The following is a 22,388-nucleotide window of genomic DNA, read 5'->3' on the forward strand; positions in this document are numbered from 1 at the left end:
TGCGCCCGGCGGCGATCACTTGCCGAGACGGCGACGCTGGACGCGGGTCTTGCGCAGCAGCTTGCGGTGCTTCTTCTTAGCCATGCGCTTACGGCGCTTCTTGACCACCGAGCCCATACGACAGCCTTTCGATACAACGTGCGGGGCGGACCGGATGACACCACGCAGGTGGCGACGGCGACCGCTTGCGGACAACGGACCGGACCAGTCTGGGCGGCGGGGCGCACCGGTGGGGTCTCGGTCGGGCTCCAGGGTAGCCGCAGGGCGTCAGCCGGACCAACGCGCCCCCGTCGTGGCCGCCCACGGTGCGCGACTGCGGAGCTCGCGAGCGCGCTACCTACGCTCACCGATGCCCGTCAACCGGCGATCGGCGGGCGCCGCGGTGACTCAGGCGGTCTCCTGAAAGGCACCACGGAGATATTCGTGCACCGCATGCTCGGGCACCCGGAATGACCGGCCGACCCGGACGGCGGTGAGCTCACCGCTGTGCACCAGGCGATAGACAGTCATCTTCGACACCCGCATGACCGTCGCCACCTCCGCAACGGTCAGGAACTTGACCTCCGACAGCCGCCCGTCGGACTGTGACCCGGCCATGGCTCACCGACCCATCCCATGCCCGGCGCGTGCCAACCCGACGGATGCTCCGGGCCGGGCCGGCGACGCGCGTGTTACCAGTACGGTAGCGGGGCGGTTGTGACCGGCGCGATCCCTTCGTGCAACTGATCATGTTTCGGTGGCCGGTTCACCCGATCCGCGCTCCCGGTTTCCGCCCGCGCGCGTGCGCCGTCCGGTTGGTGCGGCGCTGCTCATTCGGTGCGCAGCGCGACCACCGGGTCGAGGCGTCCGGCGCGCTGCGCGGGGACCACCCCGAAGACGATGCCCACCACCGCCGACACACCGAAGGCGAGCGCCAACGACCACCAGGTGATCGCGGCCGGAATGGGCGACAGCGCGTCGACCAGCAGGGCTGTTCCCACCCCCAGCGCCATCCCGGTGAGCCCGCCGATCGTGGTGAGCAGCACCGCTTCCAGCAGGAACTGCACCCCGATGTCCCGGGGACGCGCGCCGACGGCCTTACGGAGCCCGATCTCCCGGGTCCGCTCCCGGACGCTGACCAGCATGATGTTGGAGACCCCGACACCACCGACGAGCAGCGAGATGCCGGCGATGGCCGCCAGTACGCCGGTGAGGACACCGAGGATGTCGCCGAGCACGCCGAGGATCTGCTGCTGGGTGACCGCGCTGAACTCGGTGTCCGGGTGGCGGCGGTTCAGCTCGGCGACGATCCGTTCGCCCAGTTCGTCGATCCGCTCCCGGTCCGGCGCCTTCACCGCGATGCCGTCGACCCGCTGGGTGCCCCACAGTCGTTGCGCGGCGGTCACCGGCACGTGCACCTCGTCGTCCCGGTCGACACCGAGGCTCTGCCCGAGGGGCGCGAAGACACCGATCACCCGGAACCGCACCCCGGCCAGCGCCACCTGCTGCCCGAGCGGGTCCCGGTCGGGGAAGAGGGCACGGGCGACCGAGTCGCCGAGCACCGCCACCCGCCGGCTGGTGTCCACGTCGGTGCCGGTGAGGTAGCGCCCCCGGGCCAGCGAGCGGGTGAACACCGCCGGGGTCGTCTCCAGGACGCCCTGCACGGTGGTGAAGTCGGACCGGGCGCCGGCCCGAGCGGTCGCCCCGGAGGCGATGGTGACCGCCACCCGGTCGGGGTCGCCGACCACCCGGGTGACGGCGTCCACGTCCTTGAGGGTCAACGGCGAGACGACCGGCGCGTTGCCCACCTCGATCCGGCCGGGGACGACCAGCAGCAGGTTGGAGCCGAGGCCCTCGACCTGCTGCTCGACCTTCTGTTTGGTACCGGTGCCGATGGCCACCAGCAGCACCACCGAGGCCACCCCGATGATCACTCCGAGCATGGTCAGCGCGCTGCGCAGCCGGTTGGCCCGGAGGGCGTCCAGCGCCACCCGCCACGCCTCGGCGACTCTCACGCCGTACCTCCGGGCTGGTCGGCTGCCCGCTCACCCGCAGCCACGTCGCGCGCCTCACCCGGGGCGGCGTCGCGCGGGTCGGTGTCGGATCGCTCGACCTCGGACGGAAGGCGCCCGGTGGCTCCGGTGGCGCCACCGGAGCCACCGGACGGGTGCCCCGGGCCGCTTCCGGACGCGGACCGGGGCTCCGCGCTGGGAGCGGGGACCAGTGTCGCAGGTCGACCGTGATCAACGGACGGCGGTCGATCATGGGCGGCGCGTGGGTCGGCGCTGGCCGTGACCGGCGGGTGTGGGCTCGCGGCGCTGTCCGCCACGACCACTCCGTCGCGCATGGTGATCCGACGCTGGGCGCGGGCCGCGACCTCCTGGTCGTGGGTGACCATCACCAGCGCCACCCCGGACTCTGCGTTCAACTGCTCCAACAGTTCCAGGACGGCGGCACCGGTGACGCTGTCCAGGTTGCCGGTCGGTTCGTCGGCCAGCAGCACCGTCGGCTCGGTGACCAGCGCACGGGCGATCGCCACCCGCTGCTGCTCACCGCCGGACATCTGGTTGGGTCGATGGTCCAGCCGGTGCCCGAGGCCGACCCGGCCGAGCATCGCCGCCGCCCGCTCCCGCCGCTGCCGGGCCGACACCCCCCGATAGACCAGGGGCAACGCCACGTTCTCCACTGCCGAGGTGCGCGGCAGCAGGTGGAACGCCTGGAAGACGAAGCCGATCGTCTCGTTGCGCAGCGTCGCCATCTCCGGCGGGGCGAGGGCGTTGACGTCCCGCCCGCCGATCACCAATCTGCCGCCCGTCGGCCGGTCCAGCGCACCGAGGAGGTGCATGAGGGTGGACTTGCCCGAGCCGGACGGCCCGACCAGGGCCACGTAGTCCCCCGCCTGCACGGTGAGCGACACCCCGCGCAGCGCCTGCACCGACACCCCGTCGAGCTGGTACGTCCGGGACACGTCCACCGCCTCGATGGCCGGGACCCGCCCGTCGTGCGGACCTGAAACGGCGGGTTCGGTCACCGGACTTCCTGGCCGTCGCGGACCTGGTCAGCGCCGCGCACCACGATCCGGTCGCCGGGCTGCACACCGTTGAGGATCTGCACCAGGTCGGCCCCCTGGACGCCCACGGTCACCGCCGCCCGACCCGCCTTACCGTCCCGGACCACCCAGACCGCGTCCCGGCCGTCGACCGAGAACACCGCCGAGGCGGGGACGGTCACCGCGTCGGCGGCCTCGCGGACCCGCAGGTGCACGACCGCGTTCATGCCGGGACGGGGCGTCGGGGCTGGCTCGTCCTCGGCCAGCTTCCCGGCACCCAGCGCGAGGCGTACCCGATAGGTGACCCCGCCCTGCGCGGAGCTGGTGGGCAGCACGTCGACCGACTGGACGGTGGCGTCGTAGCTGGCGCCGGTGACGGCGTCCAACTCGACAGTGGCGCTCACGCCGGCCTTGACGAGGAGTACGTCGGTCTCGTCCACCTCGGCGAGCAGGCCCAACTGCCCGGTGTCCACCACGGTCAGCACCGGCGTGCCGGCGGTGACCAGCCCGCCGACCACCACCGCGTCGTCCACCCCGGCCGGCGGCCCGCCCTGACTGGGGGCCAGCACGGACGGGTCGAGACCAGCCCCACCGGCCTGCTCCAGCAGCCCCGCCAGACCGGCGTTCGCACCACCGCCGGCCCGGGTGCCGCCCGGCTGCACCACCCCGGCGATCGGGGCCCGCAGAGTAAGCGCGTCGACCGTCGCCTTCGCCAGGTCGTACGCCTGCTGGGCCTGGAGCCGCTGCGCCGCGGAGAGCGCGCCGACGGCGGAACCCAACCCGTTGATCCCCCGCTGCACCGCGCGGACCGCCTGGTCGGCGCTGCGCGCGGCGGCGGTGTACTGCTTCTGCGCGGACGTCACCTGGGTCAACAGCGCGTCGCGCAGCTGCGGGTCGGAGATCTTGTCGGCGGCCTTCCGCGCCGCGTCGAACGCCTCGTTGGCCGCCTTGTCGGTGCCGCGCCGACTGCTGGTCAGGTTCCCCGATCCGACGCCCCGGCCGGCGCGCTTCGCGGCGGCCAGCGCCTCCTTCGCCTGACGGAGACGCTGCTGCGCGTTCGGTGAGTCGACCACGGCGAGGACCTGACCGCGCTTCACCCGCTGTCCAGGATGGACACGCAGGCTGGCCAGGGTGCCGTCGGCGGGAGCGGTGAGGGTGGCGGCGGCGCGGGCGGTCACCGTGGCCGGGGCGTCAATCACCTCGGTCACCGGGTTGCGGGCCGCCGACGCAAGCGCGAGGTCCGGGTCTTCGTCGCCACAGGACGCGGCGGTGGTGACGGTGAGGACGGCGACGGCGGTCAGGGCGATGAGCAGGCGGGGCCGCGTGGCGGGCCGCGGCGGATGAGGGCGGCGCACCCCATCGATGGTACGGCGCACCGTCGCGCCACCCCCGGGCTGCGTCAGCTGGCGGTGGCGCGGACGTACGCCACGCACTCGTCGTGCAGCGTCGACCACTGCTCACCGAACGCCTTCTCGGCTGCCGCGTCGATGGTCCGGCCATCATGCACCACGGTCTTGAAGAAGGTGAGCAGCCGCAGCGGCCCGTACCTGTCGACGAGGTGCCGAACGGCCAGGTAGCTGATGCCGTAACTGCCGGCGACCCGTTCGGCGGAGGCGTCGTCGGCGGGGTTGATGCCCTCCAACTTGCCGTCCCAGCCGCCCCGGACCATCTTGCGGACGTCGGCGACCCCCTCGTACCGGTCGACCGCCTGGCCGCCGGCACCGGCGAACTCGGCCAGCCCCTCCACCAACCACCAGGTGCGGTTGCCCGGGTACCCGCGCTCCGGTAACGACGCCGCGTGGGTCAGCTCATGCCGGAGCAGATCGTCGGTGCCACTGCTGGTGAGCCCTTCGGCGTTGAGGACCACCTCGTGGTGGCCGCCGCCCACGGTCACCGCGTAACCGCCGGTCCATTCTGGGCGCTCCCCGCCGTACCAGCTCTGCCACTCGGCGCGCCCGGCGTAGAAGATCCGGTATCGGTCCGGCGGTGATCCGGTCACCGCGTACCCGTCGGCGACCTTCGCCGCCGATTCGGCCTGCGCGAGCAGGCCGGGCAGCTTGCCGCGCAGAGCCGGGGTGGTGGCGACGATGGTCCGCGGACCGACGGCGACCGCCAGGTCGCTGATCTCCCACGGTCGGGTGCCGGTCTCCACCGACTTGGATTCCTCCATGGCGACCATCCGGGGCTGGTCACCGTTCTCCCGCCACCGGGTGCCGATCAGCACCGGGCTGGGCCGGCAGTTCGGCGTGACGAAGCAGTACTGGAAACGCACCAGCAACCGCCACTCGCCGGGTTTGCCGAGGACCGGCACGGGCAGGCCACTCGGCTCGGCCCGCCAGCCGGTCACCTTCAGCTCGCGTAGCGCGGCGAAGCGTCGACGCAGGTCGTTGTGAGCGGCGGGATCGGCGACGGCGAGAAACCCGGCGCGGTCCCCGGCGAGGAGCGCCGCGGACTGGCGGTGCAGCTGGGCGGTGATCCGGTCGGACAATCCGCGAGCCACGGCGGTGGCCGGGTCGTCGGCCGCCGAGCCACCGACCCCTCGCACGGTGGGACGCGTCCCGGACTCCCGGATCGCCCCGACGACGAGCGCGGCCGGCAGGCCGCAGCCCAACAGCACGAAGACCACCACGAGCACCGTCCACAACGGCCAGAGCCGCCGTGGTGCTGGCTGCTGCACCTCGTCCGTCACCCGCCGAAGGGTACGACCATTACCTGGGTGCGGTGCGGCCGGCCCGGGCCGGTCGGCGCGTCCGCTCGCTCACCTGCCGAAGCCCGCCAGCAGCGGAGTGCGAGACGGGCCGGCGGTGACCGTAGGGGCACCGCCGGCCCGTCGACCGAACCGGGGAAACTACTTCTTGGAAATCAGGGCCCGGCCGAAGAAGACCAGGTTGGCGGGGCGCTCGGCGAGCCGGCGCATCAGGTAGCCGTACCACTCGTCGCCGTACGGGACGTAGGTGCGCACGGTGTAGCCCTCGCCGGCCAGCCGGGCCTGCTCCTCCGGGCGGATGCCGTAGAGCATCTGGAACTCGAAGCGCTCCGCCCCCCGGTCGAACCACCGGGCCCGGTCCTCACCGATGGCGATCATCCGGGGGTCGTGGGTGGCCAGCATCGGGTAGCCGTCGCCGGACATCAGGATGTTCATGCAGCGGACGTACGACTTGTCCACCTCACGGGCCGACTGGTACGCCACCGACTCCGGCTCCTTGTAGGCGCCCTTGCACAGCCGCACCCGCGACCCGGCCGAGGAGAGCTCCCGGCAGTCCGACTCGGTCCGCCGCAGGTACGCCTGGAGCACCGCGCCGGTCGACGGGAAGTCCTTGCGCAGCCGGCTCAGCACCTCCAGCGTCGAGTCGGTGGTGGTGTGGTCCTCCATGTCCAGGGTGACAGTGGTGCCCGCCGCGTCGGCCGCCGCGCAGATCGCCCGCGCGTTGTCGTACGCCAACTGCTCGTCGAACATCTGCCCGAGGGCGGAGAGCTTCACGCTCACCTCGGCGGCCGGGGTGAGCCCCGCGGCGGCGAGCATCTTCAGCAGCTTCAGGTATTCGTCCCGGGTGGCGGTGGCCTGCTCGGGGGTGACGGTGTCCTCACCGAGGTGGTCGAGGGTGACCGCGAGGCCGTCGTCGACGAGCCCGCGGGTCGCGCGCAACGCGTCGTCGGTGGCGGCGCCGGCGACGAACCGGCGGACGACGTCCCGGGTGTACGGGGCGGTCGCGACGAGCCGCTCGACCTGGGATGACCGGGAGGCGGCGAGGATGACGGAACGGAGCATGAGCCGAGCGTAACGCCCCTGCCAGGGCCCCCGCCGAGGGGCGGCCGGGCTACCTCGACAAGGGGTCGGGGCGGCGGCGGTGGCATCGATCGGCTACAACGATGCCGTGGACCAACGCCTCCGCCCCCGCCCCCACCGCCGGCTCCGGTCGGCCTCCGTGCAGCTCGGCGCGCTCACCGCCCTCGCGCTCGCCCTCTCCGGCTGCAACATGACCTCGGACGACGACGATGACGACGACTGCGCCCTCGGGCCGGTCGGCGGCGGCGGAACCGTCGCGCTGGCGATGCGGGTCACCGACCCGGCCGCCGGTCGCACCGCCCCGGAGCCGACCGCCACGGCCCTGCCCGAGCGCGGCGGTTTCGGCACCCACCTCGCCTCCTGCGGGGGCTGAGGTGCGCCGCGAGACGGTCACGCCGCGCCCCGACTGGGACGCCACCATCCGGTCGCAGGGGTTGGTCTACGTCGACACCGAGCTGCCCGACGGCGGGATCATGTCGTACTGGAACGAGACCGCCGCGTACGCCTTCGACCTGGACGAGGTGCTGCGGCTGGAGGAGGCCACCGAGGAGCTGCACCGGATGTCGGTGGCCGCCGCCGAGCATGTGGTGGCGCAGCGCCGGTACGCCGAGTTCGGCATCCCGGAGTGGGCGACCGACGCGGTGGCCCGGTCGCTGCGGGAGGCGCCACCGACCTTGTACGGGCGCTTCGACCTCGCCTACGACGGCACCTGGCCCCCGAAGATGTTGGAGTACAACGCGGACACCCCCACCGCGCTGGTCGAGGCGAGCATCATCCAGTGGTACTGGCTGGAGCAGACCCGGCCGGACCTGGACCAGTGGAACAGCCTGCACGAGCGGCTGGTCGGCGCCTGGGCCAAGATCGGGGCCGGGCTGCACGACCCCCGGGTGCACGTGCTCTGGTCGAACGAGGAGGAGTCCGGCGAGGACCACATGACCGCCGGGTACCTCGCCGAGACCGCGCGACAGGCCGGCCTGACCGCCGAGCTCCAGCCCATCCAGGAGATCGGCTGGGACGGCCGGCGCTTCGTCGACGCCGACGACCGCCCGGTGACCACCTGCTTCAAGCTCTACCCGTGGGAGTGGATGCTGGCCGAGCCGTACGGGCCGGCGGCCCTGGCCCCGGGCACCCCGACCACCTGGATCGAGCCTGCCTGGAAACTATTGCTCTCCAACAAGGCGCTGCTCGCGGTCCTCTGGGAGCTGTACCCCGGCCACGAGTACCTGCTCCCGGCGTACCTCGACTCGCCGCGCGGCATGCCGGAGTACGTCGCCAAGCCCCTGCTGGGCCGTGAGGGCGGTTCGGTACGCATCGTCACCGCCGATGAGGAAATCACCAATCCGGGCATCTACGGCGACGAGGGCTGGTGCTACCAGGAGTTCCGGGCGTTGCCGCAGTTCGGCGACTACCGGACGGTGCTGGGCAGCTGGATCGTCGACGGCGAATCGGCCGGCCTGGGGGTACGGGAGAGCGCCAGTCTGATCACCGACGGCTACGCGCGGTTCTTGCCGCACTACATCGACGCGCCGCGCACCCCCTGAGTCGTCTACCGTTGGGGCGTGAACTTCGACGCGTACGCCCGGACCGGCGTTGACCTGGTCAACGCCCGCCTGGACGACCTCGACGACCTGCGAGCCCTCTTCCCCGACGAGAACGCCTGGATGCGCGACGAGGTCGCGGACCGGGACGTCGCGATCTTCCGGCGGGCACAGAAACGGTTGCGCGACGTCTTCGAGTACGGCACCTCGGGGCGGGACGCCCAGGCGGTCACCGAGCTGAACGCGCTGCTTGAGGCGTTCCCGGTGCAGCCGCGCATATCCGGGCACGACTCCAGTGACTGGCACATGCACGTGACCAGCCGGGGCGCCTCGGTCAGCGCCGAGTACCTGGCCGGCGCGGTCTGGGGGCTGTCGGTCTGGCTCTGCGAGTACGGCAGCGCCCGGTTCGGGGTCTGCGCCGACGAGCGGTGCGGCAACGTCTACCTGGACACGTCGTCCAACTGCTGCCGGCGGTTCTGCTCGGAGCGGTGCGCCACCCGCTCGCACGTCGCGGCGCACCGGGCCCGCAAGCGGGCGGCGGTCGGCGAGCAGGTCACCGTCGCCGCGCAGCCGACCTCCGGCGTCGACTCCCTCTCACCGGTCAGCTGACACCGCCGCCGCCCCCGGGGCGGGTGGTGGGGTCAGGCGTCGACCGGTGACGAGGCGGTCAGGTGCTGGCGGGCGAACTCCAGCGCGGTGCGCAGGTCCGCCTCGCGCACCGCGCGGCTCTTCGCGCCCCGGGTGGCAACCTCCACCGCCACCGCCCCGGTGAATCCCCGGCCGGCCAGCGAGGAGAGCAGTTCTCCGCACGGCTGGGTGCCGCGCCCGGGCACCAGGTGCTCGTCGCGGCCCTCGCCGGTGCCGTCGCCGAGGTGGACGTGGGCCAGCCCGGTGCCCATTCGGTCGGCCATCTCCAGGGGGTCGCTGTGCGAGGCCGCGCAGTGCGACAGATCCAGGGTGTACGACGGGTAGCCGGTGTCGGTCGGGTCCCAGCCGGGCACGTACGGGACGAACTGTCGGCCCGCCATCCGCACCGGGTACATGTTCTCTACGGCGAAGCGCAACCCGCTGAACCGGTCCGCGACGCCGGCCAGGCCGTCGGCGAAGTTCCGCGCGTAGTCGCGCTGCCAGGTGAACGGTGGGTGCACCACGACGGTCGGTGCCCCCAGCGTCTCGGCCAGCTCGGCGGCCTTGCGCAGGCGCTCCCACGGGTCCGGGCTCCACACCCGCTGGGTGACCAGCAGGCAGGGCGCGTGCACCGAGAGCACCGGCACGCCGTAGTGCGTGGAGAGGCCGCGTAGCGCGCCCGCGTCCTGGCTGACCACGTCGGTCCAGACCATCACCTCGAGGCCGTCGTAGCCGAGCGCCGCGGCCAGTTGGAACGCCGCCGCGGTCGGCTCGGGAAAGACCGACGAGCTGGACAGGAGCACGGGAACGCGGGAAGTCACATCAGCCAGCGTAGCCCGGTAGCGCCGGGGGCATCGTGACGAGCGCCGGCAAAACGACCGAAAACGGCACTCCGGTCAGATCGGTTCGAGTTGATCCAGTCGGCGGAGGATGACGCCCTCCCGCAGCGCCCACGGGCAGATGTCCAGCGAGTCGAGATCGAGACGGCGCATCACCGCCTCGGCGACCACGGCACCGGCCAGCAACTGGTGGGCTCGGCCCGCGCTGACCCCCTCCAGCTCCATCAACTGCGCCGGGGGGATGTGCCGGATGAAGCCCATGACCTGCCGCAGGCCGGCCCGGGTGAGGCTGCGTGGCACCCACAGCCCGGCGCCGGACGGGGCCGCCCCGGCCAGTCGGGCCAGGGTGCGGAACGTCTTCGAGGTGGCCACCGCCCGACCCCAGCCCACCTCGGTCATCTGGCCGACGACCTTGTCCAGCCGACCGTCCACGTACTCCCGGAGTTTCTCGACGGCCTCCGCCGACGGCGGGGCCGCGCTGGCCGGATCGACCCGCAGCCGCTCGCGGGTCAACCGGCCGGCGCCGAGCGGCAGGGAGACCGCCACGTCCGGGTCCTCGTCGATGCCGGCGGCGATCTCCAACGAGCCGCCGCCGATGTCGAGCACCAGCAGCCGGCCCGCCGACCAGCCGAACCACCGCCGCACGGCCAGGAACGTCATTCGCGCCTCGTCCGCACCGGAGAGCACCGCCAGGCGTACGCCGGTCTCGTCCCGGACCCGGGCCAGCACGTCAGCCGCGTTGGTGGCATCGCGCACCGCGGACGTGGCGAACGCGATCAGGTCGTCCGCCTCCAGCCCGGCGGCTGCCGCCTTGGCCATGCCTACGGCCTTGACCAGGCCGTCCGCGCCCGCCTCGGTCAGCGCGCCGTCGGGCCCGAGCTGTTCGGCCAGCCGGAGCACCACCTTCTCGGAGTGCGCCGGCCACGGGTGCGCGCCGTGGTGCGCGTCGACCACGAGGAGGTGCACCGTGTTGGATCCGACGTCGAGGACACCCAGTCGCATGCTGAAGACCCTAGGCGCAACACGTTTGCGCGGCTCACCGGCCTGCGGACGGGACCGCGCGTACGCTGGGCCGGGTGACGATGGAGCTCCGTGTGCTGGTGGACGACCCCGGTGACCCGCGCAGCCGCGAGGTGCCCCTGGACTTCCCTCGGGAGTGGATCGAGTTCACCGACCCCGCCGACGAGACGCACCTGATCCGGGCCGACCTGACCTGGTTGCTCTCCCGCTGGACCTGCATCTTCGGCAAGGGCTGCCACGGCATCATCGCCGGCCGGGCCGCCGACGGTTGCTGCTCGCACGGGGCGTTCTTCACCGACTCGGACGACGAGAAGCGGGTTCGCAACGCCGTCAAGCGGCTCGCCCCGGCGACCTGGCAGCATTTCCGGCGCGGGTTCAAGAACTGGACCGACGAGGACACCATCGACGGCAAGAACCCGGCCCGCCGCACCGCCACCCAGGGCGCCGACGGTCCGTGCGTCTTCCTCAACGACGCCGACTTCGCGGGCGGGGGCGGTTGCGCGCTGCACGCCCAGGCGCTGCGCGACGGGGTGCACCCGTTGGAGTACAAGCCGGACGTCTGTTGGCAGCTGCCGATCCGCCGCGATCAGGACTGGGTGAAGCGGCCGGACAACAGCAAGGTGCTGGTCTCCACCCTGTCCGAGTTCGACCGGCGGGGTTGGGGAGCGGGCGGGCACGACCTGGACTGGTGGTGCACCTCCTCGACGGACGCGCACGTGGGCACCGAGCCGATGTACCTGTCGTACGGGCCGGAGCTGACCGCGTTGATCGGCGCTGCCGCCTACGAGCGGCTGGCCGAGCTGTGCGCGACGAGGACGAAGCAGGGCATGATCGCCCCGCACCCCGCCGACGAGGTCCAGCTTCCCTGATCTTGGTAGCAATCTTGCTATCATTCGGGGATGGCCATGACGCTCCGACTTGACGACGAAGGCGAACGGCGACTCCGTCTCGCTGCAGAAGAGGAGGGGCGGTCGATGCACGCCGTCGTCGTCACCGCCATCGAGGACTATCTGGCCCGGCGGAACGCCAAGGAGTTCAGCGGCCTCGCCGACGAGATCATCGAACGCCACGCCACGCTGCTCGCCCGGCTCGCGGAATGACGGCGGAGGTTCGCTACCCGACCCTCGCCGACGTTGCCGGCATCGCCCGAAAGCTCGGCGTGGGGATCAGGGACGCCGGCCTCGTGGAGTCGGCTGTGGCCAGGCCGCAGACCAGCCTGTTCGGCGAAGACGCCTACCCCGACCTGTGGACCAAGGCCGCGGCCCTGCTGCACTCACTGGTCAACAACCACCCGTTCGTGGACGGCAACAAGCGGATCGGCTGGATCGTGGCGATCGCCTTCCTGCTTCAGAATCACGCCGTCACCATCGCGCAGCTCGACGAGACCGACCAGAACGTCGCGTACGACCTGGTCATCGGCGTGGCCGAGAGCCGGCTGACGGAAGTCGCCGAGATCGCCGAGGCGTTGCGCAAGTTGTTCTGACCCGGTGCCGGTCAGCCCGAAGGGGGCCCGCGCCGAGCGCGGACCCCCTTCAGGTACGCCGATCACGGCTCGAACTTGTAGCCCAGCCCTCGGACGGTCACGATGAAGCGCGGCGCGGACGGCTCTGGCTCGATCTTGGAACGCAGCCGCTTGACGTGCACATCCAGCGTCTTGGTGTCACCGACGTAGTCGGCGCCCCAGACCCGGTCGATGAGCTGGCCGCGGGTGAGCACCCGGCCGGCGTTGCGCAGCAGCAGCTCCAGCAGCTCGAACTCCTTCAACGGCAGCTGAACGGCCGCGCCGTCGACGGTCACCACGTGCCGCTCGATGTCCATCCGCACCGGCCCGGCGGCCAGCGTCGGCGCACCCGCCTCAGCGACCTCCGGGCTCTGCCGGCGCAGCACCGCCCGGATCCGGGCGACCAGCTCCCGTGGCGAGTACGGCTTCGTGACGTAGTCGTCGGCGCCGATCTCCAGCCCGACCACCTTGTCGATCTCGCTGTCCCGGGCGGTGACCATGATGATCGGCACGGCGGAGCGCTGCCGCAGCTGCCGGCAGACCTCGGTCCCCGACATCTCGGGCAGCATCAGGTCGAGCAGCACGATGTCGGCGCCGGTTCGGTCGAACTCGGTGAGGGCGTCGGTGCCGGTCGCGGCGACCGAAACCTCAAAGCCCTCCTTACGGAGCATGTACGACAAGGCGTCGGAGAACGACTCCTCATCCTCGACCACGAGAACGCGGCTCAACGGGGATTTCCTTTCCATTTGCTGTCAGACCTGCCGTAGCCCAGTCGGACCGGACTCGATCCCAGCCGGCGGCAGTGTCGCCAGGAGGTCGTCCGGTGGACTGGCGGGCAGCCGGAGGGTGAACGTCGATCCACCACCAAGAGTGCTCGACACCTCGACCCGTCCGCCATGGTTGCTCGCAATGTGTTTCACGATCGCCAGGCCGAGCCCGGTGCCGCCGGTGGCACGCGAGCGGGCCTGGTCGGCCCGGTAGAACCGTTCGAAGATCCGGTCCACGTCGGTGGGCGCGATACCGATGCCCTGGTCCGCGACCGCGACCTCGACGTGCTCGTCGTCGCCGCGGAGGGTCACCCGTACGGTGGTGTCCTCGCCCGAGTAGTTGATGGCGTTCTCCACCAGGTTCGCCACCGCCGTGGCGAGTTGGGCGTCGCTGCCGTACGCGGTGAGTCCGCGATCACCCTCCACGCTCACCTCGATACCCCGGGCAGATGCTGTGGTGCGGGTCCGGTCGACCACCTCCGCGATCACCCAGTCCAACGCGACCGGCTCCGGTGGTGGCTGCGGCTCGGCGCCCTGCAACCGGGTCAGCTCCAGCAACTCCTGCACCAGCCGACCCAGCCGGGTCGACTCGTGTTGGATCCGTTCGGCGAACCGGCGGGCGGCCACCAGGTCCTCGGAGAGGTCGGGTGCCGCGGCGTCGGCCGGCTCGGTCGCGTCCAGCAACGCCTCGGCGAGCAGTTGCAGGGCCCCGATCGGGGTCTTGAGCTCGTGGCTGACGTTGGCCACGAAGTCGCGTCGTACCCGGGTCAGCCGGTGCGACTCGGTCACGTCGACCGCCTCGACCGCGATGAAGCCGTTGCCGAGACCCATCGCCCGCAGGTGCACGCCGAGCGGGTTTTCCCCGGCGCTGTCGCGACCACGGGGCAGGTCCAGCTCGATTTCGCGCCGCACGCCGGTGCGTCGCACCTGACCGGCAAGGGTACGGATCAGCGGGTGCGCGGCGATCGAGCCGGGGGTGCTGCCGGTACGCAGCAGCCCCATCGCGCGGGCGGCCGGGTTGATCAGCACGGGGACGTCGTCGTTGTCCAGTACCACGACACCGGCCCGGAGTGAGTCGATCGTCCGGCGGCCGAGCCCGGTCTGCTGCTCGTCGGCTATCGCGGGCCTCCCCCTGCTCTGGCGGGAGCTGTCGCTCCCCGTCGACGTGGAGCGATCCCGCTTGGGCAGGAACCGGGGCAGCAACAAGCCGGCGACCGTCCCGGCCACCAACGCCACGGCCACCACGACCGCCACCGCCCATTCCACCCGGCGATCGTAGGGTCATTGTTAACCTGGCTACCACACAGATCGGGACGAAACACCCTCACTTACGGAAGTGTTCACCCGCACGTCTGGCGTCGTTCACCGTGGTTCATCAGGGGTCCGTCCGCGCGCCCTACCGTTGGTGTCGCACCTGCTCAACCCCCCTGCGCCGACACCCGTCGGCGGCGACCGACCACAGGACGTGATGATGCGCGACGAGTTCCGGGCCGACCTCCAGATCGTCAGCCAACTGCTGGTGGACATGGCGGAGGGCGTCCGCGCCGCCATGCGCCAGGCCACCAGGGCCCTGCTCACCGCCGACCGGCAGGCCGCCGAGACGGTCATCGAGCGGGACGCCGAGACCGACGACCTCTACCGGCACGTCGAGGAGCGGGTCTGCGACCTGCTCGCCCGACAGGCGCCGGTCGCCTCCGACCTCCGGGCGATGATCACCGCGCTGCACGTGGCCGCCGATCTGGAGCGGATGGGCGACCTCGCCGAGCACGTGGCGAAGACCGCACTGCGCCGACACCCCTCCCCCGCCGTCCCGGCGGAGCTGCGGACGGTGTTCACCGAAATGTCCGAGATCGCCGACCGGATGGCCGTGAAGATCGGTTCGGTGCTGGCGAAGCCCGACGCCGACCTCGCCAGCGAGCTGGACCGCGACGACGACGCCATGGACGAGCTGCACAAGAACCTGTTCGCGGTGCTGCTCGGTGATGACTGGCCGTACGGGGTGGAGACGGCGATCGACGCCACCCTGCTGGGCCGCTACTACGAGCGCTTCGCCGACCACGCGGTCAACGCCGGCGAGCACGTGATCTACCTGATCACCGGGCAGAGCGCGCCCAGCAGCTTCTGACCCGATTCAGAAAGGGGCCCCTCGTCATCGCTCTCCGCGATGACGAGGGGCCCCTTCTCGTCGTAGCTCAGCTTTCGTCGTAGCTCAGCGGCCCTGGTTGGCCACCGCGGCGGCGGCTGCCTTCGCCGCGGTCGGGTCGAGGTACGTGCCGCCCAGGGTGAGCGGGCGCAGCTGCGGGTCGAGGTCGTAGCGCAGCGGAATGCCGGTCGGAATGTTCAGCTTGGCGATCGCCTCGTCGGAGATCTGGTCGAGGTGCTTGACGAGGGCACGCAGCGAGTTGCCGTGCGCGGCCACCAGCACCGTCCGGCCGGCCAGGATGTCCGGCACGATCGAGTCGTACCAGTAGGGCAGCATCCGCTCGACGACGTCCTTGAGACACTCGGTACGCGGCATCAGCTCGGTCGGCAGCAGCGCGTAGCGCGGGTCACCCACCTGCGACCACTCGTCGTTGTCGTCGATCGGCGGAGGCGGCGTGTCGTACGACCGACGCCAGAGCATGAACTGCTCCTCGCCGTACTCGTCAAGGGTCTGCTTCTTGTTCTTGCCCTGCAGGGCGCCGTAGTGCCGCTCGTTGAGCCGCCACGACCGGCGCACCGCGATCCAGTGCCGATCGGCGGCGCTGAGCGCCAGCTCGGCGGTGCGGATCGCCCGGCGCATCACGCTGGTGTGCACCACGTCCGGCAGCAGGCTGTGCTCGCGGAGCAGCTCGCCGCCGCGGCGCGCCTCACCCTCGCCCTTCTCGGTCAGGTCGACATCCACCCAGCCGGTGAAGAGGTTCTTGGCATTCCAGTCGCTCTCACCGTGCCGCAGCAGGACCAGCGTCCCGACGGTGGGCCCTTCGCTCGCAGTCATGCGGATCATCCTGCCTCAACCGCCGAATGGACACGCGGGCAGCCGTCGTGACGACCACCACGTGAAAAAGCGGTGACCAGCGGATCCGCCCGCCGCTAGGGTTTGTAAGGCTCGACACTCAGATCGGTCATTACTTGCAAGCGGGGCGCCATATGCGGACGATGCGGAGTTGGTTCCGGGACACCACCGGCGGCCTACCGACCACCTTCTGGTACCTGTGGTCAGGGACCCTGATCAACCGACTCGGCTCGTTCGTCCTGGTCTTCCTCGCCATCTACCTGACCCAGGAACGCGACTTCTCCGCCTCCCAGGCCGGCCTGGTGATCGGCCTGTGGGGTGTCGGCGGCGCGTTCGGCACGACCGCCGGCGGCACTCTCGCCGACCGGTGGGGGCGCCGACCGACGCTGCTCACCGCCCACGTGGGCGCGGCGGCCATGATGCTCGCGCTCGGGCTGGCCCGGGATCTCTGGGCGGTGGCGCTGGGCGCGTTGCTGCTCGGCGCCTTCGCCGAGGCGGCCCGGCCCGCGTTCGGGGCGATGATGATCGACGTGGTGCCGGCGAAGGACCGGCTGCGCGCCTTCTCGCTCAACTACTGGGCGATCAACCTCGGCTTCGCCTGCGCCGCGGTCCTCGCCGGCCTCGCCGCACAGGCCAACTACCTGCTGCTGTTCGTGGTCGACGCCGGCACCATGCTGATCACCGCGCTGATCATCTTCAGCAAGGTGCCGGAGACCCGACAGGCCGGCCCCGCCACCGCCGCGAAGACGGCCCCCCGCGGCGCCCTGCGCACGATCCTCACCGACCGGGTCTACCTCGGCTTCGTGGCCCTCAACCTGTTCGCCGCGCTGGTGTTCCTCCAGCACATCTCGATGCTGCCGATCGCGATGGGCGACGACGGTCTGAGCCCGGCCACCTACGGCTCGGTGATCGCACTGAACGGCATCCTCATCGTGGTCGGCCAACTCTTCGTACCTCGGCTGATCCGGGGGCGGAGTCGCTCACATGTGCTCGCGCTGGCATCCGTGGTGATGGGCGTGGGGTTCGGGCTGACCGCGTTCGCCGGCACCGCCTGGTTCTACGGGCTGACCGTGCTGATCTGGACGGTCGGCGAGATGCTGAACTCGCCCTCCAACTCCACGCTGATCGCCGAGCTGTCCCCGGCCGAGCTGCGCGGTCGCTACCAGGGCGTGTTCTCCCTGTCGTGGCAGATCGCCGGGGCCAGCGCGCCGATCCTCGGTGGCCTGGTGCGCGAGCATGCCGGCAACGACACGCTCTGGTACGCCTGTGCCGCGCTCGGCCTCCTGACCGCGGTGGCCCACCTGGTGTCGGGGCCGGCCCGGGAGCGCCGTGCCGCCACGCTGCGCCGCTCCGGCGAGGCACTGGCACCGGCCGCCGCGACCCGGACGCCGCAACCCGCTGAGGCTTAGGGGCTGGCGCGGGGTGCCGACGTTTCTACTACTGTGCAGTGGAAACAGTTAACACTCCGAACTGTCGGGAGGTCGGGTGCACGCCCTGCGGCGCTGGTGGCACGACACCGCAGGCGGGCTCCCCGCCACCTTCTGGTACCTCTGGACCGGCCTACTGATCAACCGGGCCGGCGCGTTCGCCATGCTGTTCCTCTCGCTCTACCTCACCGACGTACGCGGCGCGAGCGAAGGCCTGGCCGGCACGGTGGTCGGCGCGTACGGGGCTGGCGGGGCGGCTGGCGTACTGCTCGGCGGGGTGCTCGCCGACCGGTGGGGCCGCCGGGCGACACTGCTCGCCGCACACCTGGCCACGGCAGGCCTGATGGTCGCGCTCGCCTTCAGTCGGCCCCTGCTCCTGATCGCGGTGCTCGCCGCGCTGACCGGCGTGGTCCACTCGATGCCCAGTCCCGCATTCGTGGCGGCGATCGTCGACGTGGTGCCGGCCGAACGCCGCTCGCGCGCGTTCAACCTTCAGTTCTGGGCGTTCAACCTGGGCATGGCGGTCGCCTCGCTGCTCGCCGGGGTCCTGGCCGAGGCGAGCTTCACCGCGCTGTTCCTGGTCGACGCGGGTGCCACACTGACCGCCGCCGCGGTGATCGGCTGGAAGGTGCCCGAAACCCTGCGGCTGACCCGCCCAGCAGCCAACCTTCCGCCCGCCACCCGCGCGGCGTCAGAGTCCGTTCGGATCCGCCGGCCGGGGCTGCACACCGCGCTGACCGACCGCACCTTCCTGATCTTCGTCGGACTCACCTTCGTGCTGGCCGTCCTCACCATGCAGACGTCCACGATCATGCCGCTGGCCATGCGCGCGGACGGCCTGGGCCCATCGGCGTACGGGGTGGTGGTGGCGCTCGGCGGCGCGTTGATCGTGATCGGGCAACTGTTCGTGCCCCGGCTGATCGACCGGCACCGCAAGGACGTCGTGCTGGCCGCCTCCACCGCGTTGCTCGCGCTCGGCTTCGGGGTGCTCGCCGTCGCCGACGAACTGGCCATCTACCTGGGTGCCGCAGTGGTGTGGACGGTCGGCTCGATGCTCGCCGCCCCGCCGAACGCGCAGATCAACGCGGACCTGGCGCCACCGCAGCTACGGGCGCGCTACCAGTCGGTCTTCTACCTGACGTTTCCGGCCGCGGCGTTCATCGCCCCCACCCTCGGCGGCGTGAGCCTCCAGCACCTCGGCGACCGGCACTGGCTGATCCTGGCCGGGCTGGGCCTGCTGGCCGCCCTCGGGCACCTGCTCGCCGGACCACCCCGGGAACGACACGTCGCCGCGCTGCGCCGGGCCGCCGACGCGCAGCCGAAGACCCCCGCAGGCCAGGTACCGATCGGATGACCGACGCAAAGCGCCCACCACGTCCCTGAGGTCGTGGTGGGCGCCCGCCGGTGGGGCCGGCGGCGGCGGGCAACACTCACCCCCGTAAGCATCGCCCGCTCACGCCGCCGGTCCAAACAGGTGGGCACCGTCCCCCAACGGTTAATCCACCCGTCCCCTCGCGCCTCGTCTGGTGCGCGGATCTGATCGATCCGCCGCTCCCCCGAACGTTTCCAAACGTGGCGCGGTGCAATAAAGCTAGTTCGCCCGGATTCTGGATTCAACCCAGAACGCTGTCTCGCCGGTCACAACTGGCGAGTATCCGCTGCTCCGGCCTCGTCCGTTGGCAACAGCCGGTTACCCGTCGCCCATTCCCGCAAACACGTCAACCGTCTTCCCGATCGGGTGACTCGGTCCGGAAGAAGCTGCTCTGCCGACCGTCCCGCAACTGTTCCTGATAAATCAGATTCAGCCGCCGCAGGTCAAAGGTGTGAAACCACTCATCCCAGGTGATCTCACGGATCCGGCTGCTTTCCCGATATCCGGGAATGTGGAACGTCAACACACCCGCCCGACCGTCCCGCTCGGTGCCCGCGATGGTCGCCGGCTTCGCCCCGCGCTCCCGGGCCCAACGCCGGATCACCTCGTGGTTCGCCGTGATCAGGCTCCGCCCCGGCCGCTCCGGCCGGTCCGTGATCGACGAGATCACCTGCGAACTGCGCACCGACCGGCCGGTGCCCCGTCCGGTACGGATCCCACCGGTCGTCGTCCCGCCACCGGTCGACCGCGTCAGCGTGCGCCTGGCCGGCGCCGCACGCTTCGCCGCCGCACTCTTGGCCGGTGCCGCACGCTTCGCGGCCGCCCTCTTGGCCGGTGCCGCACGCTTCGCCGCCGCTGTCGTCTTCTTCGCGGCGGCCGTCTTCTTCGCCGTCGCTGTCTTCTTCGCGGCGGTTGCCTTCGTCGCCGCCGCCGTCTTCTTCGCCGCCGCCGACTTCCGCGCGGCGGTCGCCTTCGTCGCGGCGGCCCGCTTCGCCGGCGCGCTCTTGTTCGCCGGCGCGGCCTTCGCGCGGCTCGATGCCGGTCTGGCCGCCGACTTCTTGGTAGCGGCGGCACGACCCGCCGAGGCCCGGGTGCCGGTGGCCCGGCCCGACGGGCCGGTGCTGCTCCGACCTGCGCCCGCCCGCATCGAGCGCACCAACTGTTTCACCAGTTCGGGCTTGCGCAGTGCGGAGATCCCGGAGACTCCGCGCTTGCGCAGCTGGCCGCGGATGTCATCCACCCGCATCCGGGAGATCTCCGACTCGGAGATTCCGGGCGTACCCGGCGTCTGGTTGCCGGCCTGTCGCTTGGTCCTGGTCGCAGTCGCGCCGCGACCTGAGCTGTTCCGCTGAGCCATGGGACGCTCCGCTCCTTGGCACTCCGTCATCGGCGCGCGGGGGTCCCTCGCCGCACCGCGCGGTGCGGCATACCCGCCAGGAGCACTCCGAACCACCACGAGTTCGTCATGAGCCCGCGGGACGGGTGTGGAGCGTTGATCAGGCCCGGTCGGGGCCGGTGCCGGAGGGCTCGAAGAGGTGGGCGAACGCGGCCAGGTTGGCGGTCGACTCACCGCGCTTGACCCGCCACTCGTACTCGCGCCGGATCGAACTGCCGAAGCCGATCTCCAGCATCGTGTCGAACGACTCGTCGGCGTAGGTGAGCACCGCGCCGAGCAGCCGGTCCAACTCGTCGGCGTCCACACCGGCCGGGTTGACCCGACCGGTCAGGTACACGTCGCCGACCGCGTCGGTGGAGAAGGAGACGCCGTACATCCGTGCGTTGCGCTGCAACAGCCAGGCCCACAGCTCCTCGCGGCGCTCGTCCGGCTGGCGCATCACGAACGCCTCGATCCGCAGCGCGTGCTCGCCGACGATCAGGTTGCAGACCGTCTTGAGCTTGTGGGTGCCCGGCAGCGTCACCGCGTACGAGGCGGGGCCGGTCGGTTCCCAGGCCAGGTCCCGCTCGGCGCAGACCGACTCGATCAGGGTCGCAAGATCGCTCTTCGGGCTCACCGGACCACTCTACGACCGACCTGGCCCACGCACCGGGTGGCGACCGTCGCCCGGGTCACCAGGAGCAGGACCAGCGGGAACGCCGGGTCACCAGGAGCAGGAGAGCGCTGCGTCGCCCGCCAGGTCGGCCGCGAGCCGGGCGCGGTGCCCGGCGATCGCCTCGCCGTAGACCCCGAGCAGACCCGAGACCGTACGGTCCCAGGAGAAGTGCTGGGCGTGCTGCTCGGCACCTCGGGCCAACACCGACCGGAGGGCCCGGTTCGGCAGCAGGTGGCCCAGCGCGCGGGCCCAGTCGACCGGGTCGTGCCCGTCGATCAGTACGCCGCTGACCTGATCCCGTACGGCGGTGACCAGCCCTCCGACTGCGGCGGCGAGCACCGGCGTACCCGACGCCTGCGCCTCCAGGGCGACCAGCCCGAACGATTCGTTGTGCGACGGCACCGCCACCAGATCCGCCGCGCGGTACAGGGTCGGAAGGTCGTCCCCGGTGAGCGGAGGCAGGAACCGCACCCCGTCGGTGACCCCGAGTTTGGCGGTCAACTCGATCAGGGCAGTCGGCCGGTCCAACCCACTGCCGCTGGGCCCACCGCAGATCACCACGGTCACCTGGTCCGCCAGCGCCGGGTCGCGCTCCCGCAGCGCGGCGATCGCCCGGATCAGCACGTCGGGGGCCTTGAGCGGCTGGATCCGACCGACGAAGGCAACCACGTACCCGTCGACCGGAAGCCCCAGCCGGCGACGGGCCTCGCGGGCCGCCGTGGACCGGTCACCCGGCGCGGGCCGGAACCGGGCCAGGTCGACGCCCGGCTGCACGACGGACACCCGAGCCGGGTCGGCGTCGTACCGGTCGAGCAGGTCGCTGGCCTCGACCCGGGTGTTGGCGACCAGCCGGTCGGCCTCGGCGACCACCTGCTCCTCGCCGATGACCCGGGCCTTCGGCTCTGGCCGGTCACCGGCCGCGAGCTGGGCGTTCTTGACCTTGGCAAGGGTGTGCGCGGTGTGCACCAGCGGCACTCCCCACCGCTCCTTGGCCAGCCAGCCGACCTGACCGGAGAGCCAGTAGTGGGAGTGGATCAGGTCGTAGTGACCGGGCGGCCGGGACGCCTCCGCGCGCAGCACCCCGGCGGTGAAGGCGCAGAGCTGACCGGGCAGATCCTCCTTGGTGAGGCCCTCCAGCGGGCCGGAGGTGATGTGTCGGACCTGCACGCCGGGCGCCATCTCGACCACCGGGGGGAGGTCACCGGACGTGGCCCGGGTGAAGATCTCCACCTCCACGTTCGCCTCGGCGAGACGCCGGGCGACTTCGAGGATGTAGACGTTCATTCCGCCGGCATCGCCCGTGCCCGGCTGGTGCAGGGGTGAGGTGTGTACCGACAGGGTGGCGATGCGGCGCGGCCGGGGCCACGGCTGGGCACCTCGCTGACGCCCGACACCGGTGTGCATTTCCGCCACATCCGCTCCTTCGTCACGGTTGA

Annotated in this window: 24 protein-coding genes; 9 read left to right on the plus strand and 15 right to left on the minus strand. The window is 71.6% G+C overall.

The genetic code is table 11. The features are described 5' to 3' along the window. Positions 1–15: 15 nt before the first annotated feature. The 7 genes from EV382_RS22670 to EV382_RS22700 all read right to left on the minus strand — a co-directional run bounded on the left by EV382_RS22670 (position 16) and on the right by EV382_RS22700 (position 6,797). The gene (locus EV382_RS22670; protein ID WP_007465623.1) at positions 16–117 is read right to left on the minus strand and encodes a 30S ribosomal protein bS22; all 102 of its coding nucleotides are present in this window, start codon (positions 115–117) and stop codon (positions 16–18) included. A 270-nt stretch (positions 118–387) separates the two neighbouring features. Then, positions 388–597, minus strand: a complete 210-nt coding sequence (locus tag EV382_RS22675; protein WP_007465625.1) for a helix-turn-helix domain-containing protein — start codon at positions 595–597, stop codon at positions 388–390. 212 nt (positions 598–809) lie between these two features. Continuing rightward, positions 810–1,994, minus strand: coding sequence for an ABC transporter permease (locus EV382_RS22680; protein WP_130404945.1), 1,185 nt, complete (start codon positions 1,992–1,994; stop codon positions 810–812). Further along, positions 1,991–3,010: an ABC transporter ATP-binding protein gene (locus EV382_RS22685; protein ID WP_244236788.1), complete on the minus strand. Its 1,020-nt coding sequence runs from the start codon at positions 3,008–3,010 to the stop codon at positions 1,991–1,993. Before EV382_RS22685 ends, EV382_RS22680 begins: the two co-directional genes overlap by 4 nt. Beyond that, the gene (locus EV382_RS22690; protein ID WP_130404947.1) at positions 3,007–4,383 is read right to left on the minus strand and encodes an efflux RND transporter periplasmic adaptor subunit; all 1,377 of its coding nucleotides are present in this window, start codon (positions 4,381–4,383) and stop codon (positions 3,007–3,009) included. Before EV382_RS22690 ends, EV382_RS22685 begins: the two co-directional genes overlap by 4 nt. 44 nt (positions 4,384–4,427) lie before the next feature. Beyond that, positions 4,428–5,717, minus strand: coding sequence for a hypothetical protein (locus EV382_RS22695; protein ID WP_130404949.1), 1,290 nt, complete (start codon positions 5,715–5,717; stop codon positions 4,428–4,430). A gap of 159 nt (positions 5,718–5,876) precedes the next feature. Next, positions 5,877–6,797 carry a proline dehydrogenase family protein gene (locus EV382_RS22700; protein ID WP_130404951.1) on the minus strand — a complete coding sequence of 307 codons (921 nt, stop codon included), beginning with the start codon at positions 6,795–6,797 and terminating at the stop codon, positions 5,877–5,879. 106 nt (positions 6,798–6,903) lie between these two features. Here EV382_RS22700 and EV382_RS22705 point away from each other — a divergent pair, with 106 nt between their 5' ends. Genes EV382_RS22705 through EV382_RS22715 form a run of 3 tightly spaced genes read left to right on the plus strand, consistent with a single transcriptional unit; the run spans position 6,904 to position 8,962 of the window. Further along, the gene (locus tag EV382_RS22705; RefSeq protein WP_244236789.1) at positions 6,904–7,188 is read left to right on the plus strand and encodes a hypothetical protein; all 285 of its coding nucleotides are present in this window, start codon (positions 6,904–6,906) and stop codon (positions 7,186–7,188) included. A gap of 1 nt (position 7,189) precedes the next feature. Continuing rightward, positions 7,190–8,356, plus strand: a complete 1,167-nt coding sequence (locus EV382_RS22710; RefSeq protein WP_130404953.1) for a glutathionylspermidine synthase family protein — start codon at positions 7,190–7,192, stop codon at positions 8,354–8,356. Between the two features lie 18 nt (positions 8,357–8,374). After that, positions 8,375–8,962, plus strand: a complete 588-nt coding sequence (locus EV382_RS22715; RefSeq protein ID WP_130404955.1) for a CGNR zinc finger domain-containing protein — start codon at positions 8,375–8,377, stop codon at positions 8,960–8,962. Between the two features lie 32 nt (positions 8,963–8,994). Here the strand turns inward: EV382_RS22715 and EV382_RS22720 are convergent, their stop codons facing one another. Further along, complete coding sequence (locus tag EV382_RS22720; protein ID WP_208758474.1) at positions 8,995–9,801, minus strand: sugar phosphate isomerase/epimerase family protein; 807 nt, start codon at positions 9,799–9,801, stop codon at positions 8,995–8,997. 75 nt (positions 9,802–9,876) lie between these two features. Beyond that, positions 9,877–10,821: a Ppx/GppA phosphatase family protein gene (locus tag EV382_RS22725; protein WP_130404957.1), complete on the minus strand. Its 945-nt coding sequence runs from the start codon at positions 10,819–10,821 to the stop codon at positions 9,877–9,879. A gap of 80 nt (positions 10,822–10,901) precedes the next feature. On the opposite strand from EV382_RS22725, the gene EV382_RS22730 reads away from it, so the two are divergent. The 3 genes from EV382_RS22730 to EV382_RS22740 are packed head-to-tail and all read left to right on the plus strand — an operon-like array spanning position 10,902 to position 12,322. After that, complete coding sequence (locus tag EV382_RS22730; protein WP_130409106.1) at positions 10,902–11,708, plus strand: DUF3109 family protein; 807 nt, start codon at positions 10,902–10,904, stop codon at positions 11,706–11,708. 30 nt (positions 11,709–11,738) lie between these two features. Beyond that, positions 11,739–11,939, plus strand: coding sequence for a ribbon-helix-helix domain-containing protein (locus EV382_RS22735; protein WP_208758475.1), 201 nt, complete (start codon positions 11,739–11,741; stop codon positions 11,937–11,939). Next, positions 11,936–12,322 (plus strand): type II toxin-antitoxin system death-on-curing family toxin, encoded by a 387-nt coding sequence (locus EV382_RS22740; protein ID WP_130404959.1) that lies wholly within the window; start codon positions 11,936–11,938, stop codon positions 12,320–12,322. The genes EV382_RS22735 and EV382_RS22740 overlap by 4 nt, the downstream gene beginning before the upstream one ends. A gap of 62 nt (positions 12,323–12,384) precedes the next feature. On the opposite strand, the gene EV382_RS22745 is transcribed toward EV382_RS22740, so the two are convergent. After that, the gene (locus tag EV382_RS22745) at positions 12,385–13,068 is read right to left on the minus strand and encodes a response regulator transcription factor (protein WP_130404961.1); all 684 of its coding nucleotides are present in this window, start codon (positions 13,066–13,068) and stop codon (positions 12,385–12,387) included. A 24-nt stretch (positions 13,069–13,092) separates the two neighbouring features. Continuing rightward, entirely contained in the window at positions 13,093–14,373 is a 1,281-nt protein-coding gene (locus EV382_RS22750) for a sensor histidine kinase (RefSeq protein ID WP_130404963.1), read from the minus strand. 205 nt (positions 14,374–14,578) lie between these two features. Here EV382_RS22750 and phoU point away from each other — a divergent pair, with 205 nt between their 5' ends. Further along, positions 14,579–15,232 carry a phosphate signaling complex protein PhoU gene (gene phoU, locus EV382_RS22755; protein WP_130404965.1) on the plus strand — a complete coding sequence of 218 codons (654 nt, stop codon included), beginning with the start codon at positions 14,579–14,581 and terminating at the stop codon, positions 15,230–15,232. Between the two features lie 84 nt (positions 15,233–15,316). Here phoU and EV382_RS22760 read toward each other — a convergent pair whose 3' ends face one another. After that, on the minus strand, positions 15,317–16,084 hold the full coding sequence (locus EV382_RS22760; protein WP_130404967.1) for a phosphoglyceromutase: 768 nt from the start codon (positions 16,082–16,084) through the stop codon (positions 15,317–15,319). A 152-nt stretch (positions 16,085–16,236) separates the two neighbouring features. Here EV382_RS22760 and EV382_RS22765 point away from each other — a divergent pair, with 152 nt between their 5' ends. After that, positions 16,237–17,511 carry an MDR family MFS transporter gene (locus EV382_RS22765; protein WP_130404969.1) on the plus strand — a complete coding sequence of 425 codons (1,275 nt, stop codon included), beginning with the start codon at positions 16,237–16,239 and terminating at the stop codon, positions 17,509–17,511. A 76-nt stretch (positions 17,512–17,587) separates the two neighbouring features. After that, a complete protein-coding gene (locus tag EV382_RS22770; protein ID WP_130404971.1) occupies positions 17,588–18,883 on the plus strand; it encodes an MFS transporter in 1,296 nt (431 codons plus the stop codon). A gap of 364 nt (positions 18,884–19,247) precedes the next feature. On the opposite strand, the gene EV382_RS33890 is transcribed toward EV382_RS22770, so the two are convergent. The 3 genes from EV382_RS33890 to mshA form a co-directional block, all read right to left on the minus strand. Further along, complete coding sequence (locus tag EV382_RS33890; protein ID WP_341870188.1) at positions 19,248–20,147, minus strand: hypothetical protein; 900 nt, start codon at positions 20,145–20,147, stop codon at positions 19,248–19,250. A gap of 250 nt (positions 20,148–20,397) precedes the next feature. Next, the gene (locus EV382_RS22780) at positions 20,398–20,913 is read right to left on the minus strand and encodes a type III secretion system chaperone family protein (RefSeq protein WP_130404975.1); all 516 of its coding nucleotides are present in this window, start codon (positions 20,911–20,913) and stop codon (positions 20,398–20,400) included. A gap of 87 nt (positions 20,914–21,000) precedes the next feature. Further along, positions 21,001–22,365, minus strand: coding sequence for a D-inositol-3-phosphate glycosyltransferase (gene mshA / locus EV382_RS22785; RefSeq protein ID WP_130404977.1), 1,365 nt, complete (start codon positions 22,363–22,365; stop codon positions 21,001–21,003). Positions 22,366–22,388: the final 23 nt, after the last annotated feature.

The sequence above is a fragment of the Micromonospora violae genome (assembly GCF_004217135.1).
In the GTDB taxonomy this organism is placed as follows: Bacteria; Actinomycetota; Actinomycetes; order Mycobacteriales; family Micromonosporaceae; genus Micromonospora; species Micromonospora violae.

Coding starts and splice junctions, on each gene's coding strand:
- EV382_RS22670 (WP_007465623.1), bottom strand. CDS start 117: ATGGGCTCGGTGGTCAAGAAGCGCCGTAAGCGCATGGCTAAGAAGAAG.
- EV382_RS22675 (WP_007465625.1), bottom strand. CDS start 597: ATGGCCGGGTCACAGTCCGACGGGCGGCTGTCGGAGGTCAAGTTCCTG.
- EV382_RS22700 (WP_130404951.1), bottom strand. CDS start 6,797: ATGCTCCGTTCCGTCATCCTCGCCGCCTCCCGGTCATCCCAGGTCGAG.
- EV382_RS22725 (WP_130404957.1), bottom strand. CDS start 10,821: ATGCGACTGGGTGTCCTCGACGTCGGATCCAACACGGTGCACCTCCTC.
- EV382_RS22730 (WP_130409106.1), top strand. CDS start 10,902: ATGGAGCTCCGTGTGCTGGTGGACGACCCCGGTGACCCGCGCAGCCGC.
- EV382_RS22735 (WP_208758475.1), top strand. CDS start 11,739: ATGGCCATGACGCTCCGACTTGACGACGAAGGCGAACGGCGACTCCGT.
- EV382_RS22740 (WP_130404959.1), top strand. CDS start 11,936: ATGACGGCGGAGGTTCGCTACCCGACCCTCGCCGACGTTGCCGGCATC.
- phoU (WP_130404965.1), top strand. CDS start 14,579: ATGCGCGACGAGTTCCGGGCCGACCTCCAGATCGTCAGCCAACTGCTG.
- EV382_RS22760 (WP_130404967.1), bottom strand. CDS start 16,084: ATGACTGCGAGCGAAGGGCCCACCGTCGGGACGCTGGTCCTGCTGCGG.
- EV382_RS22765 (WP_130404969.1), top strand. CDS start 16,237: ATGCGGACGATGCGGAGTTGGTTCCGGGACACCACCGGCGGCCTACCG.
- EV382_RS33890 (WP_341870188.1), bottom strand. CDS start 20,147: ATGCGGGTGGATGACATCCGCGGCCAGCTGCGCAAGCGCGGAGTCTCC.